Genomic DNA, 15,324 nt, shown 5'->3' with positions numbered 1-15,324 from the left:
GTTACACATTTTTAACCGTTTTTCTGAGCTTCCAGCTCTTCCCAACGACCAAATGCTACTTCTAACGCCTGTTCAGCATCAGCTAATGCTTTCAAGACCTGTTGTGTCTCTTCATGCGGGCGGGAGAAGAAATCTGCGTGACCAACTTCAGCCTGTAACTCACTGATTTTATTTTCCAGTTTTTCTAGCTGTTGCGGTAACTGATCCAACTCACGTTGTAAGTTATAGCTCAACTTACCCGGGCGCTTAGCGGCGGGAGCATTACTCTTAACCGGTGTCGCAGTTTTGGTTTCTTCAACTTTAGCCGCTACCTGACGGATAGGTTTTGCCTCAGCACGTTGCTGATGCGCGTCATAATAGCCGCCAACAAAACTATTGATCTGGCCATTACCTTCAAAGATCCAACATTCAGTCACTGAGTTATCAACGAATTGACGGTCATGGCTTACCAACAGCACTGTGCCCTGATAGCTATCAACCATCTCTTCCAACAACTCCAGTGTTTCCACATCCAGATCGTTGGTCGGTTCATCGAGAATCAGCAAGTTGCTAGGCTTAAGGAATAATTTAGCCAATAACAGGCGATTACGCTCACCACCAGACAGCGCTTTCACCGGTGTCATTGCGCGTTTAGGGTGGAACAAGAAGTCTTGCAGGTAACCGAGTACATGGCGCGAGCGGCCATTTACCATCACTTCTTGCTTACCTTCTGCCAGGTTATCCATCACCGTACGTTCGGGATCAAGTTCTGCCCGATGCTGGTCAAAATAAGCCACTTCCAACTTGGTGCCACAATGTACTTTGCCGCTGTCCGCTTTAAGCTGACCGAGCATCAGTTTCAGTAATGTCGTTTTACCGCAACCATTTGGGCCCACCAGCGCGATTTTATCGCCACGCTGTACTTGTGCGGTAAAATCTTTCACTAATACTTTGCCATCAATCTGATAGTTAACATTCTCCAGATCAAAGACAATTTTGCCTGAACGCACAGTCTCTTCGACTTGCATCTTGGCTGTGCCCATCACTTCACGGCGTTCAGAACGCTCCATGCGCAGCGCTTTCAGCGCGCGCACACGGCCCTCGTTACGGGTGCGGCGCGCTTTGATACCTTGGCGTATCCACACTTCTTCCTGCGCCAGTTTGCGGTCAAATTCAGCGTTTTGCAGCTCTTCAACCCGCAGTGCTTCTTCTTTGCTGGCAAGATACAGTTCGTAATTCCCTGGCCATGACACCAATTTGCCACGATCAAGGTCGACAATACGGGTCGCCATCGCGCGGATAAAGGAACGGTCATGAGAGATAAACACGATGCTGCCCTGGAATTCTTTCAGGAAGCCTTCCAGCCAATTAATGGTTTCGATGTCCAAATGGTTGGTCGGTTCATCCAGCAGCAGCACTTTCGGCGAGCTTACCAGCGCACGGCCTAGTGCTGCTTTACGCAACCAACCACCTGACAGTGATGAAAGTTCGGCATCAGCAGATAAACCAAGTTGAACCAGCACTTCCTGAATGCGGCTGTCTAATTGCCACAAACCTTGATGGTCCAGAATCTCCTGCAATGCCGCCAGACGATTGAGGTTCTTCTCACTTGGGTCTAACTCAACCTGATGCAAGCTTGCGTGGTAGGCTTTTAAATGTTCAGCCTGTTCTTGCACGCCTTCAGCCACAAAGTCAAACACGGTACCGGCCACATTGCGTGGTGGGTCTTGTTGCAGACGCGCCACAATCAAATCTTGCTCATAAATGATGCGGCCATCATCCAGTGCGACTTCTTTGCTCAAAATTTTCAATAAGGTGGATTTACCTGCGCCATTACGGCCCACCAGACAAACGCGCTCGTTTGCCTCAATATGCAATTCAGTATTATCCAATAAAGGTGCATCGCTGAACGACAGCCAGGCACCGGACATGCTAATTAACGACATAGTTTCTACTTTTCCTCGTGGCTGTGGGTGACCAGCCAACAGTTGTGGATTTGACGATTACGGGCAAAGTCTTCTGATTGTGTCTGAGCTGTTATCTCTTTCGCTTCCAGCCCTAACGCCTTTATCCCGTCCAAATCCATCTGGAAACCGCGCTTATTGTTCGAGAACATGATTGTTCCCTTACGGCGCAGTAACCGTTTAAGTTCTTTCATCAGCACTAAGTGATCGCGCTGAACATCAAAGGTGGTCTCCATACGCTTGGAGTTGGAGAAAGTCGGTGGATCAATGAAGATCACATCGAACTGCTCATCGGTGTTACTGAGCCATGAAAGGCAATCAGCCTGAATCAAGCGGTGTTGTTGGCCAGTTAAGCCATTCACCCGCAAATTCTTCTCGGCCCACTCCAGATAGGTACGCGACATATCAACCGTCGTGGTACTGCGCGCACCACCCAAGCCGGCATGAACACTGGCCGTACCGGTATAGGCAAACAGGTTAAGGAAGTCTTTACCCTGGCTCATTTTACCTAGCATCTGGCGAGCGATACGGTGATCAAGGAACAGACCGGTATCGAGGTAATCGGTCAGGTTAACCCATAGCTTGGCGTTATATTCACTCACCAGCAGGAATTCACCTTTTTGCGCCAGCTTTTCGTATTGGTTTTTGCCCTTCTGGCGCTCACGGGTTTTTAATACCAATTGATTGGATGGGAGATCCAGTACCGCAAGGGTGGCATTAATCACATCAAATAAGCGCTGGCGGGCCTTTTGCGCATCAATCGTTTTCGGCGGCGCATATTCCTGTACCACCACTTTGCTGCCGTAACGATCGACGGCCACATTATAATCAGGCAAATCGGCATCATACAGACGGTAGCATTCGATACCCTGCTGTTTGGCCCACTTATCCAGCTTTTTCACGTTTTTACGTAGACGGTTGGCATAATCTTCTGCCACCTGAACACCCGCAGCACCCTGTGGATTCGCCGCTAACTGATAGTTTTTCTGCACGCAATCCAGCGGGCCATTTTTCGCTTTAAATTCACGTTCCGCCCGCAGTTGCAGGCAACTCAGCAATTCCGGTGATGCACTGAACAGCGATAAACGCCAGCCACCAAATGCCGATTTCATGATGCGACCGAGCATATTATGCAATGCAATCAATGCCGGCTCGCTTTCCAACCGCTCACCGTAAGGCGGGTTACTGATAACCGTGCCTACCGGCCCTTCCGGCAGGGGGTTCACTAACTTACTGACATCATTGGCATTGAAGCTAATCAGCTCTGATACCCCAGCGCGGCGGGCATTAGCACGCGCCATTTCGATAACTCGTCTGTCGATGTCTGAACCGAAGAAGCGAGAAGTGGTTTCCTGCAAACCATTGCGGGCACGCACTTGCGCCTCGGTGGTCAATTCACGCCATAGCACTTCGTTGAAGGCACTCCAGGCGGTAAAGCCCCAATGGGCGCGATGCAAACCAGGGGCGCGATCAGAGGCTATCATTGCCGCTTCAATCAGCAATGTACCGGAACCACACATCGGATCGACCATCGGTGTACCTGACTGCCAGCCAGAACGCTGGATAATTGCCGCTGCCAGGTTTTCTTTCAGGGGAGCCTGACCGGTCAGATCACGGTAGCCGCGCTGATGCAGCCCTTCACCACTGAGATCCAATGCCACACTGGCCATATCCCGTTGTAGGAAAACATTCACCCGAATATCCGGTTGCTGCTTGGCAACCGTTGGGCGCTGCTCCAACTTACGGGTAAAGCTGTCAACAATGGCATCTTTTACTTTCAATGCACCGTACTGGCTGTTGCGGATTTCATCATTCACGCCGCTAAAGTGCACAGCAAAGGTTTTATCCACACCAAAAATTGACGGCCAGTCGATCGCCTGCACCCCGAGGTACAAGTCCAAATCGCTGTAAACTTTAAATTCGTTAAGCGGTAACAAGATGCGCGAAGCCAGGCGGCTCCACAGCAGGCTTTGGTACATGAGTCGATCGTCACCCTGAAAATGTACCCCACCCTGTACTATTTTACAGTCGTGAGCGCCCAGCGCTTCGAGTTCGCTTTTTAACAGTTCTTCCAGTCCACGCGCCGTGCTGGCAAACAGAGAGTTCATATCGCACTATCACCAAAAAGAAAATTGTTGCGCATTATAGCTAATCCCAGCAGCTTGTCATAAAGTTGCTCCTTCTTATTTAATACTCGCACGGAGGCAATGGTGATTACCCTCTCCCGACTCTACGTTCATCCGGTGAAATCCATGCGCGGCTTGCAGCTTTCTCATGCTCAAGTCAGCAGCAGTGGGCTGGCCTTTGACCGCGTATTTATGATTACCGAACCGGATGGCACTTTTATTACTGCGCGCCAAAATCCGCAGATGGTGTTGTTCACCCCGGCATTAATGCCGGACGGTTTATATCTCACGGCGCCCGATGGCGAGAGTGCCAGTATCCGCTTTAATGATTTTTTAGCCAATGCTGAACCGACGGAAGTCTGGGGAAATCATTTTACGGCGCTAATTGCCCCTGAGACCATCAACAACTGGCTCAGTGGCTATTTTCAGCGTGAAGTGCAATTACGCTGGCTCGGTGCACAGTTAACCCGCAGGGTGAAGCCGATGCCAGAGATTCCACTGTCTTTTGCTGATGGCTTCCCTTACCTGCTCGTTAACGAAGCATCATTTAAAGAACTACAGCAACGCTGCCCTGGCAGTATTAAATTAGAACAGTTTCGCCCGAATTTAGTCGTAACCGGTGCCAGTGCATTTGCCGAAGACAGTTGGCAGGTGATTCGCGTTGGAGATATCACCTTTGATTTGGTTAAGCCATGCAGCCGTTGTGTATTAACCACCGTCAGCGTAGAACGCGGGCGGAAACACCCAGCCGGTGAGCCATTACGAACACTACAGACATTCCGAACTGCGGAAAATGGCGATATCGATTTTGGCCAGAATATGGTGGCCAGGAACAGCGGTATTATTCGGATAGGTGATGAAGTAGAAATTCTGTCAACCAAACCACCTCGGCCATACAGTGCAGGTGCCATAGTTGAAAGCCTGGCGGCACCACTTGATCAATCCAAAGCGGTATCGATTGAATATAACGGCATTCGCTTTAATGGTAATAATCAGCAGGTATTGCTGGAACAATTGGAACAACAAAATATCCGCATTCCTTATTCATGCCGGGCTGGGATATGTGGCAGTTGTAGAATTACATTAGTGAATGGCGATGTTGCACCTTTAAAACAGAGTGCCATTGGCAACGACGGAACTATTCTTTGTTGTAGCTGTATTCCCACAGGGGATATTACCCTCAGCGGTAAATAAGATAATCCCGATAAACTTACTCTCTGCGCGCAGCTAACCACTTTACTGCGGTAGAAGGGGAATTATACCGCTCGGTCGAAAGCTGGGGCGGTATAAACCTCTGCAATGATAAGGGGCAACAAACGGTCATTCATTATCTTAATGGCATCACCTAATACCATCTGCCGTCCAGCTAATACCACTTGTGATTGTGCTAATAAACACAAACTTGCCGAATCACCCGACTCAACCACTAACAAGCGAACATCTTCACCACTATCCAATACTTTAACTAACGCCAACTCACCATTTTTTGGCATCAGCGCTTTAGGGTATTGTACAAAATACCAACTTTTGGGCATTAGTGGTTTTAGGAAACGAAATGCGACCAATGCATTTAACACTAATTCTGAACGTTGTTCATGGCTCAATTTAATTTGGCGACATTGATCTTCGAATTCAAAATAGAGAGCGGCATCGTCGACACAGAATGCGGATTCATCGAAAGCATCTGGGGTTAGCATTTTAGACGGGAAACGCGAGCGAAATATCATACCATTAGCTAAATCCAACATCAGTCGGTCGTGTTCGGTATCAAAATACCAACGCCATTTATCATCTGGTTTAATTCGCATATTTTTCCTTCCCGCCATGCTGCTAACATCATTGACTCAATAACTGAGTTCTTCGCCCATCAAATGGGATTAATTTCATATATCCGCATCATACTTCAAACAGCATGTGCGTTGGCGGCTCTCGTTACTCAGCCCATCCATGGAGCTCGCCTCTACGAGACCACTATAAGTCGCGTTCAAATCAGTTCACGACCACTTTGTTATTCGATTACCGGCTACCTGCAACTCACATTATTTAGGTATAGGGCTTTCGCTGTATATTTAATCTACCGGAGTAAAATATAGACGAGCCGGAGGAAGAAATAAACCCCCCGGCCAGTAATGAAGTTAAATAATTAGATATGAGTGATGATATTCTTAATCAAACCAGGCCCACGGAAGATAAAGCCGGAATAAATTTGAATCAATGAAGCACCTGCCGCCATTTTTTCGCGAGCGGCAGTAACCGAATCAATTCCACCTACCCCGATAATTGGCAGACGCCCTTGCAGCTCTTGTGATAAGCGACGAATGACTTCCGTGCTGCGTAATTGTAATGGTCGGCCACTTAAACCACCGGCTTGTTCGCAATAATTTAATCCCTGAATGAGAGAGCGATCTAACGTTGTATTAGTGGCAATAACGCCATCTATATTATGGCGAACTAAACTGTCAGCTATTTGGATCAACTCTTCCTCGGTAAGATCCGGCGCGATCTTTACTGCCACAGGAACATATTTATGATGGCGCTGATGTAATTCAGTTTGTTTATTTTTAATTGCTGCCAACAAATCATCTAACGCTTCACCATACTGCAAAGATCGTAACCCTGGGGTATTAGGTGAGGAGATATTAATCGCAATATATCCCGCGTAAGGATAAATTTTATCCATACAAATCAAGTAATCTTCTTTACCTTGCTCTACCGGGGTGTCTTTATTTTTCCCGATATTAATACCTAATATTCCGCCAAAATGTGATTTTTTGACATTTTCAATTAAGTTATCAACTCCGTGATTATTAAATCCCATCCGGTTGATCAAGCCTTCAGCTTCAACGATCCTAAACAACCTTGGCTTATCATTACCTGACTGTGGCCGGGGTGTCACCGTACCCACTTCGATAAAACCGAACCCCATCGCGCCCAGCGCATCAATACACTCACCGTCTTTATCCAGCCCCGCCGCCAAACCTAATGGATTTTTGAATGACAATCCCATACAGCTCACTGGTTTGGTTGGTACCGACTGGCGAACCAGGAATTCGAGTGGTGTGCCAGTAACACGTTTTAACTGCCGGAAAGTGAATTCATGGGCACGTTCTGGATCAAGCTGAAATAGTGCTTTTTTGACGAGTGGGTAGTACATGTGATCTCCTGACCGGCTTTCAACCTATGGATAGACGCGGGAATGGTAAATTTATCTATCAGGAAAGTAAACGATTGCTCAGTAAAGCCACGCAAAGAATCTCTTTGTTTAACTATATTGATAACAAGGTGTTAACTATTTGTAGGTCAAGAACCATAAAAAAGAGGGCATTGCTGCCCTCTGTGCTGTGAAGGTAACGTTAGTAGGCAGCGCTATTGGCTGATTCAGCCATTATGCGGCCAGTGCTTTAGTTATCTTCTCGTATAAATCACCGGACAGATTATCTAGCGTTTTAAGTTGCTCCAGCGCCTGGCGCATTAGAGCCTGACGGCCAGCATCATAACGTTTCAAGCGAATCAACGGCTCAATCAGCCGTGCAGCCACCTGCGGGTTACGGGTATTCAAATCACTGAGAATTTCGACTAGGAATTGATAACCACTGCCATCGCTGGCATGGAATGCCGCCGGATTACCCGAAGCAAAACTACCGACTAACGCACGAGTGCGATTTGGATTGCTCAAACTGAATGCCGGATGCTTAAGCAAAGCCCGCACCTGTGTCAAAACATCAGCCGCCGGACTCGTCGCTTGCAGTGCAAACCATTTATCCATAACCAAACCATCATGATTCCAACGCATATCGAAGGCTGTAAGCAACTCATCACGGCAAGGTAATTGTGCAGAGACTGCCGCCGCCAATGCGGCCAGCGAATCAGTCATATTATCCGCCTGGTGGTATTGTGACGAGACCAGCTTGTTAGCAAAATCTTCATCAGCAAAAGCCAGATAATTCAGGCAGGTATTACGCAATGCACGCTTGGCAATATCACTGTGTTCAATACGATACACAGGTGTCATATTCGCAACATATACGGCTAACAGTTCATCAGACAATGCCTGAGCCAAACAACGAGTAATAGCCTCATGAACCGCACTGATCGCCAGCGGATCAATGGTAGTAAACAGCTCTGCTATTTCATTTTCTGACGGTAAGGTCAAGATCTGCGCTGCCAGAGCCGGATCAAGATTTTCATCGAGTAATACTGCCCGGAAAGCATCCGCAACGTGAGTGGGTAAACTCAGCGGCTGTTTCTGCTGATACTTGGCAACATTAAGTTTGATATAGGTTGCCAGCAAGCTCTGGGCAGCATCCCAACGAGAGAATTCATTACGCGCATGCTGCATCAGGAAAGTGAGCTGCTGATCACTGTAGGTATAATCCAGTTTGACTGGGGCGGAGAATTCGCGCAGCAAAGAGGGGATCGGCGTATGTTCAACATTATCAAAGGTAAATGTCTGCTCAGACTCCGTCACATTCAGGACATGATGGACGGGCAAGCCGTTTTTCTGTAGCGCAATCACATTACCGTTACTGTCATATAGTTCAATATCTAATGGAATATGCAGCGGCAGTTTTTCCGGCTGGTCAGCGGTTGGTAAGGTTTTCTGGCTGACGTGCAGATGGTACTGCTGCTTCTCAGCATCATAGTCATCACGAATGGTCAGAATCGGAGTGCCGGACTGGCTATACCAGCGACGGAATAAAGAGAGATCGACATTCGATGCATCTTCCATTGCTTGTACAAAATCATCGCACGTTGCGGCACTACCATCATGGCGTTCAAAATAGAGCTGCATACCGGCCTGGAATTGTTGTTCACCCAGTAGGGTATGCATCATGCGGATAACTTCTGAACCCTTCTCATACACGGTAAGGGTGTAAAAGTTGTTCATCTCGATAACTTTGTCTGGTCGAATAGCATGGGCCATTGGGCTGGCATCTTCGGCAAACTGTGCGGCACGCATTACGCGTACGTTCTCAATTCGATTAACTGAACGTGAACCTAAATCAGAGCTGAACTCTTGATCACGGAATACCGTCAAGCCCTCTTTCAGGCTTAACTGGAACCAATCACGGCACGTGACTCGATTACCTGTCCAATTATGAAAATATTCATGTCCGATAACCGCTTCAATGTTCAGATAATCTTTATCTGTTGCTGTTTCAGCTTTTGCCAGAACATATTTAGAGTTGAATACATTCAGGCCTTTATTTTCCATCGCACCCATATTGAAGAAATCAACCGCGACAATCATATAGATGTCGAGATCGTATTCCAGACCAAAACGAGTCTCATCCCATTTCATGGAGTTCTTCAACGACGTCATCGCCCAGTCGGCACGATCTAAATTACCGCGGTCAACAAAAAGCTCTAATGCGACTTCACGCCCGGAGCGGGTAATGAACTTATCGCGCAAGACATCAAAATCACCGGCAACCAGAGCAAACAGATAACAAGGCTTAGGGAATGGATCTTGCCATTTTATCCAATGACGACCATCTTCCAGTGCCCCCTGCCCCACAGGGTTACCATTGGAAAGCAAATAAGGATAACGAGATTTGTCAGCCACGATGCGGGTCGTAAAGCGGGCCAAAACATCAGGACGGTCTAAATAGTAAGTAATATGGCGGAAACCTTCAGCTTCACACTGGGTGCACAGCGCGTCACCGGAAAGATATAATCCCTCAAGTGCACTGTTGGTCGCAGGATGAATATCATTGACGATTGTCAGTGTGAAATGTGCGGGTAATTGCTCAATGACCAGCGAGTTATCCTGTAGCTGATAATGAGGCCAAACTTGCCCATCAACACTGATACTGACGAGCGTGAGATCCTCACCATTTAGAATCAACGGCGTCACATCTGCTACCTGACGTTTTACTTTACTGACCGCCGTTACCGTCGTTTTTTGCGCATCCAGTGCGAAGTCCAAATCGATATCGGTAATGGTGTAATCCGGCGATTTATAATCGTGACGGTATTTAGCTTGCAGCTGTTGTGTCATAGGAACCCTTTTGACGTCATCAGTGAATATGATTATCAGGTCTGTATTAATAGTCGTATAAGGCCAGTATCACGGCGACCAGAACATTGCTGTCAGCCCATTAGCCTCAGACTCAGATAGCTTTTTAATGTATCACAATTGTAAAAAAAACCTAGGTGAGAGCGAGTGCTATTACGGCAGATAACGCATTGAATGTGCTTTTTTCGAGCCGCCTCGCAGCTCATTTTCCTTCTTGCATTTGGTGAGCAAAATATCCGTTGATTTGCTCGGTATCGTCATTTCTGACAGCAAAATATGCCAATACCATCAGACGAAACCCGACATCATGCACATTGGCCTTCATACATTAATAAGATTGAACATAGATTCAGATCTTTTTGTCGTTGCCCCCTAACTCATCGTTTTCTTTAACGCAAAATAGCCATCCATTCCATATAACAATAAAAAATAAGCTCAACACACTGAAGATTCAACACTTCATAATACATATTATCGATTTAACAAAAACAATAGAGACGTCGTTTTATTTAAAATAAAATTATGTTCTATTTCAATGGAGGATTGTTAAGATATTCAAATGTAACAGGAGTTATTATGACCAGCAGAATCAATTCACGTGTCATTCATCAAGCTGCAAGAAACATTTCTCCTGTCGGAGGCTGGGCCGCTGAAGCCGGAGGAACTACCGGAGGCAGCGAAGCCACCAGTGATGATATTTATCTGGTTTTTTCGGTATCAGAACTTAGACGGGCATTATCGGAATCAGGAGAGCGGCCGAAGATAATTTAAGTATATGGTCTGATTGATGTGAGTGAAGGTCTTCCTTATCAGGACCAAGCAGACCAGAAACAGCGTGGTATTGTTTATCTCAATGCCAATACCACGTTAATTGGTGTCACCGAGAATGCGAAATTTATCGAAGGTTCAATCATTATCCAAGATGCCAGTAATGTTATCGTTCATAACATCTATATTGAGAACCCAGTAGATGTCGATCCCCAGTTTGAAGAAGGTGATGGGTGGAATGCTGAATGGGATGGTTTAAATATCATTAATTCACACCATGTCTGGATCGACCATGTCACGTTTAGTGATGGCCGTTTTACGATTGATCAATACACCGAGAAGGATGGCTGGAAGTTTGTTCAGCATGATGGCGCGTTAGATATTAAACGCGGCTCTGACTATGTCACGATTTCTCACTGCCGTTTTGAATTACATGACAAAACTATTTTGATTGGTCATAGCGATAGTAATGCTGAGCAAGATGCAGGAACCATGCACGTTACATTCTTTAATAATTACTTTACGCGGATAATCCAGCGTACTCCGCGAGTTCGTTTCGGCAGCATACATCTCTATAATAATTTATTTGAGCAAGATAAATCAGATCCTATATATCCCTACGAATACAGCTATGGCTTGGGTTATCAGTCTAGTATTTTATCAGAGAAAAATATATTTTTGGTTAATGACCTTACGGCTGAATGTCGGGTAATGAAGGCGTTTAATGGCGGCGATAAAGTTAATGATGACAGCTCGACTTTTAACCATAGCCTTGCTGAACTCAACAATTGTGGGTTTGACGCTGATATCGGCTGGGTCCCACCCTATGCCTATGATGTTGTAGCGCTTAGCCAAGAATTCACCGACCATATCCGCAATCAAGCGGGATCGGGTCTACCCTACGGCCATCTTCCCTGATCGTACTTATCTAAGTCGATGTCTAAACATATAGTATGATGTTTGCTATTTCCCCACATTACTCTGCGTTGATTGTGATATCTCAATGATGGGGAAATACCCGCACCAGGCTGCCAAGGTGACCTCTGATAACTAACAGGAAACAAAGATTTACCTTTTGTTGCCCGGTAGTGCAATTTAATAACCCTATATTTTATAAGTCAATTTATCCTTTATTCGCTAAACAGCTAAAAATCTGACCTTCAGGGCCAACACCACTAAAGAAAATAACCGTTTCACTGATAATGGCACGTTTAATCCTAGACCTGTGATTAGCATTTATGGTGTGATGAGGCTTCAATAACAGGATAATACCGGTATACTCCTGCGACTTTATAGATTATGTCCAAAGTAATTGGTGTTGCCGGTCGGCGGCCAGTGAACGCATTACGATGAGCTTACATAAGTAGGTAATTCGGGTGAGTGAACGAAGCAGCCCTGACAACTTCAAGTACCAAGGGTATATGCTGACTGCGGAAAATGCTCCTACGAGGATGCTGTATAGCGCCATGACCCAAGACGCCTCACCGATTTTGACTTCACTGCTTGATACGGATGCTTATAAGCTCCATATGCAACAAGCCGTGTTCCATCGCTATCGCCATATTACCGTTGCCGCTGAATTCCGCTGCCGTGGTGATGAGTTGCTGGGCGAATATGCCGATGAAATCCGCCATCAGATAGCGCTAATGAAACAATTAGCGTTAACCGATGATGAGTTTACCTACCTCTCGGGGTTACCCTTCTTTCAAGATGATTACCTCAATTGGTTGCGGGATTTTCGTTTTAACCCTGAGCAGGTCACCGTATCCAATAATGACGGTAAATTAGATATTCGGATTGCCGGTTTATGGTGCGAAACGATTTTATGGGAAGTCCCTTTGCTGGCGGTGATCAGTGAAATCGTTCATCGGCGCCGGTCAGTCGGTGTCACAACAGCCGAGGCCGTCACGCAACTGCGCAACAAACTTCAGCAGTTTAAGATTCTCAGCGCGGATATCGATATTAGTCATTTCAAGCTAATGGATTTTGGCACCCGTCGCCGTTTTTCACGCGATATACAGCATGCTATTGTCAGTAGCTTAAAAGATGAGTTCCCCTATATTGTAGGTACCAGCAACTATGATTTAGCCCGCAACCTGGCATTAGCTCCGGTCGGTACTCAAGCCCATGAATGGTTCCAGGCTCATCAGCAGATAAGTCCGATACTGGCCAATAGTCAGCGCGTGGCACTTCAAGTCTGGTTAGATGAGTACCCAAATCAACTTGGTGTCGCACTGACTGACTGTATTACCATGGATGCCTTCTTGCGCGATTTTGATGAGACATTCGCCAATCGCTATCAAGGATTGCGCCATGACTCAGGTGACCCGGTAGAATGGGGTGAAAAAGCTATCGCCCATTATGAAAAGCTGGGTATTGACCCAATGAGTAAAACATTGGTGTTCTCAGATAATTTAGATCTGGAAAAAGCGTTGTCACTCTATCGCCATTTCTATCAACGAATTAAATTGGTGTTCGGTATCGGTACCCGTTTAACTTGTGATATTCCCGGCGTTCAACCGCTCAACATTGTCATTAAACTGGTTGAATGCAACAACAAGCCGGTCGCAAAGCTCTCGGATAGTCCGGGTAAAACTATCTGTCAGGACCCGGCTTTTGTTGATGAGTTACGCGAAGCATTCGCCCTGCCGTTAGTCAAAAAGGCCAGTTAGTATCGGCCTGCATAATGAGGGTTCGTCGGGGCGTTAATATAGCCCGGCGAGCCACTTCACTTAGCCGTTTTCCCCTCACAACCACTTCCCAATTAAACCCAGCTCTGATTTGTGCCGCCTTTATTAAGGATAACGACAGAAATGTTGCACTGATCTGGTGATTTCTACTTGTGTCCTGCACTGCCGCAAGTAACATAGCAACATCCCCATTTGGTTGGGTTGTTAACTATTTCTATATCAAAACTATTAAAGAGAGAAATCTATGAGCGTAGTGCCTGTAGTCGACGTACTGCAAGGCCGTGCTGCGGTTGACAGTGAAGTCACCGTACGCGGTTGGGTGCGTACCCGGAGAGATTCTAAAGCGGGTATCTCCTTCGTTGCCGTTTATGACGGTTCCTGCTTTGACCCGTTACAGGCCGTCGTGAATAATGCTTTGCCTAATTATCAGGATGAAGTACTGCATCTGACTACCGGCTGCTCAGTAGAAGTCACTGGAACAGTGGTGGCATCACCAGGTGAAGGCCAGAGCTTTGAAATTCAGGCAACTGCTATCAAAGTGGTCGGCTGGGTTGATGATCCCGATACCTATCCGATGGCGGCAAAACGTCACAGCATCGAATACTTGCGCGAAGTGGCTCACTTACGCCCACGTACAAACCTGATTGGTGCTGTTGCCCGTGTCCGCCATACCTTAGCGCAGGCAATTCACCGTTTCTTCGATGAAAACGGCTACTTCTGGGTTTCTACCCCACTGATCACCGCTTCAGACACCGAAGGTGCTGGTGAAATGTTCCGTGTGTCGACGCTGGATCTGGAAAACTTGCCACGCACGGATACTGGAGCTGTCGATTTCAGCGAGGATTTCTTCGGTAAAGAAGCATTCCTGACGGTATCCGGTCAGTTGAATGGAGAAACCTACGCCAGTGCATTGTCCAAAGTTTACACTTTCGGCCCCACTTTCCGGGCAGAAAACTCCAACACTAGCCGTCATTTGGCGGAGTTCTGGATGGTTGAACCTGAAGTCGCATTTGCTTCTTTAGATGACGTCGCCGCATTAGCCGAGAAAATGCTGAAATATGTTTTCCAGGCTGTGCTCAATGAACGTGCTGATGACATGAAGTTCTTTGCTGAGCGGGTAGATAAAGACGCGGTAGATCGCCTACAACGTTTTGTCACCTCTGATTTTGCTCAGGTTGATTACACCGACGCTATCGAGATTTTGCTAGCATCGGGCCAGAAATTTGAAAATGACGTGTCATGGGGCATAGATTTGTCTTCTGAACATGAGCGTTATTTGGCTGAGAAACACTTTAAGGCACCGGTAGTGGTTAAAAACTACCCGAAAGACATTAAAGCTTTCTATATGCGGATGAACGAAGATGGCAAAACCGTTGCAGCGATGGATGTATTAGCGCCGGGAATTGGTGAAATCATCGGGGGTTCACAACGTGAAGAGCGCTTAGATGTGTTGGACGCACGTCTGGAAGAGATGGGCCTCAATAAAGAAGATTATTGGTGGTATCGTGATCTGCGTCGCTACGGTACGGTACCGCATTCAGGATTTGGCCTTGGATTTGAACGATTGATCTCCTATGTAACAGGGGTGCAAAACGTTCGGGATGTCATCCCATTCCCACGCACGCCGAGAAATGCCAGCTTCTAAGTTCGTCATTTCGAAAAAAAATGTTTATTTGTATAAATAAAAGCCAGCTCAGCTGGCTTTTGTCATTTTTTAAAGTTCGATCTAAGTCACAAAGTTCCCCAATATTTACATTTAGTAACACATAGTATCTCAA

General features: G+C 46.6%; 10 protein-coding genes. 5 read left to right on the top strand and 5 right to left on the bottom strand.

Going from position 1 to position 15,324, the window contains the following annotated elements; translation table 11 throughout:
* Nucleotides 1-11: 11 nt before the first annotated feature.
* Nucleotides 12-1,925, bottom strand: a complete 1,914-nt coding sequence (locus V1955_RS08400; RefSeq protein WP_442820784.1) for an ABC transporter ATP-binding protein — start codon at nt 1,923-1,925, stop codon at nt 12-14.
* A 5-nt stretch (nt 1,926-1,930) separates the two neighbouring features.
* The gene (rlmKL, locus tag V1955_RS08395) at nt 1,931-4,051 is read right to left on the bottom strand and encodes a bifunctional 23S rRNA (guanine(2069)-N(7))-methyltransferase RlmK/23S rRNA (guanine(2445)-N(2))-methyltransferase RlmL (protein ID WP_083158461.1); all 2,121 of its coding nucleotides are present in this window, start codon (nt 4,049-4,051) and stop codon (nt 1,931-1,933) included.
* A 99-nt stretch (nt 4,052-4,150) separates the two neighbouring features.
* Here rlmKL and V1955_RS08390 point away from each other — a divergent pair, with 99 nt between their 5' ends.
* Nucleotides 4,151-5,263: a YcbX family protein gene (locus tag V1955_RS08390; RefSeq protein ID WP_420073600.1), complete on the top strand. Its 1,113-nt coding sequence runs from the start codon at nt 4,151-4,153 to the stop codon at nt 5,261-5,263.
* A 62-nt stretch (nt 5,264-5,325) separates the two neighbouring features.
* Here V1955_RS08390 and V1955_RS08385 read toward each other — a convergent pair whose 3' ends face one another.
* From V1955_RS08385 to pepN, 3 genes are all read right to left on the bottom strand, one after another.
* The gene (locus V1955_RS08385; RefSeq protein ID WP_083158459.1) at nt 5,326-5,877 is read right to left on the bottom strand and encodes a cell division protein ZapC; all 552 of its coding nucleotides are present in this window, start codon (nt 5,875-5,877) and stop codon (nt 5,326-5,328) included.
* Nucleotides 5,878-6,212: 335 nt separating this feature from the next.
* Entirely contained in the window at nt 6,213-7,223 is a 1,011-nt protein-coding gene (gene pyrD / locus V1955_RS08380; RefSeq protein ID WP_005184626.1) for a quinone-dependent dihydroorotate dehydrogenase, read from the bottom strand.
* A gap of 231 nt (nt 7,224-7,454) precedes the next feature.
* The gene (gene pepN, locus V1955_RS08375; RefSeq protein WP_442820783.1) at nt 7,455-10,070 is read right to left on the bottom strand and encodes an aminopeptidase N; all 2,616 of its coding nucleotides are present in this window, start codon (nt 10,068-10,070) and stop codon (nt 7,455-7,457) included.
* 594 nt (nt 10,071-10,664) lie between these two features.
* Between pepN and V1955_RS08370 the strand changes: the two genes are divergently transcribed.
* From V1955_RS08370 to asnS, 4 genes are all read left to right on the top strand, one after another.
* Entirely contained in the window at nt 10,665-10,859 is a 195-nt protein-coding gene (locus tag V1955_RS08370) for a hypothetical protein (RefSeq protein ID WP_442820782.1), read from the top strand.
* Between the two features lie 18 nt (nt 10,860-10,877).
* Nucleotides 10,878-11,774 (top strand): pectate lyase family protein, encoded by an 897-nt coding sequence (locus V1955_RS08365; protein WP_442820781.1) that lies wholly within the window; start codon nt 10,878-10,880, stop codon nt 11,772-11,774.
* A 548-nt stretch (nt 11,775-12,322) separates the two neighbouring features.
* Nucleotides 12,323-13,528, top strand: coding sequence for a nicotinate phosphoribosyltransferase (gene pncB, locus V1955_RS08360; protein ID WP_442821432.1), 1,206 nt, complete (start codon nt 12,323-12,325; stop codon nt 13,526-13,528).
* Between the two features lie 262 nt (nt 13,529-13,790).
* Complete coding sequence (asnS, locus tag V1955_RS08355; RefSeq protein ID WP_083158454.1) at nt 13,791-15,191, top strand: asparagine--tRNA ligase; 1,401 nt, start codon at nt 13,791-13,793, stop codon at nt 15,189-15,191.
* Nucleotides 15,192-15,324: the final 133 nt, after the last annotated feature.

It is taken from the genome of Yersinia sp. 2545 StPb PI (assembly GCF_052217125.1).
Taxonomy (GTDB): Bacteria; Pseudomonadota; Gammaproteobacteria; order Enterobacterales; family Enterobacteriaceae; genus Yersinia; species Yersinia enterocolitica_E.
The sequence above is the reverse complement of the archived record's forward strand: the minus strand, read 5'-3'. Positions and strand labels throughout refer to the sequence as shown.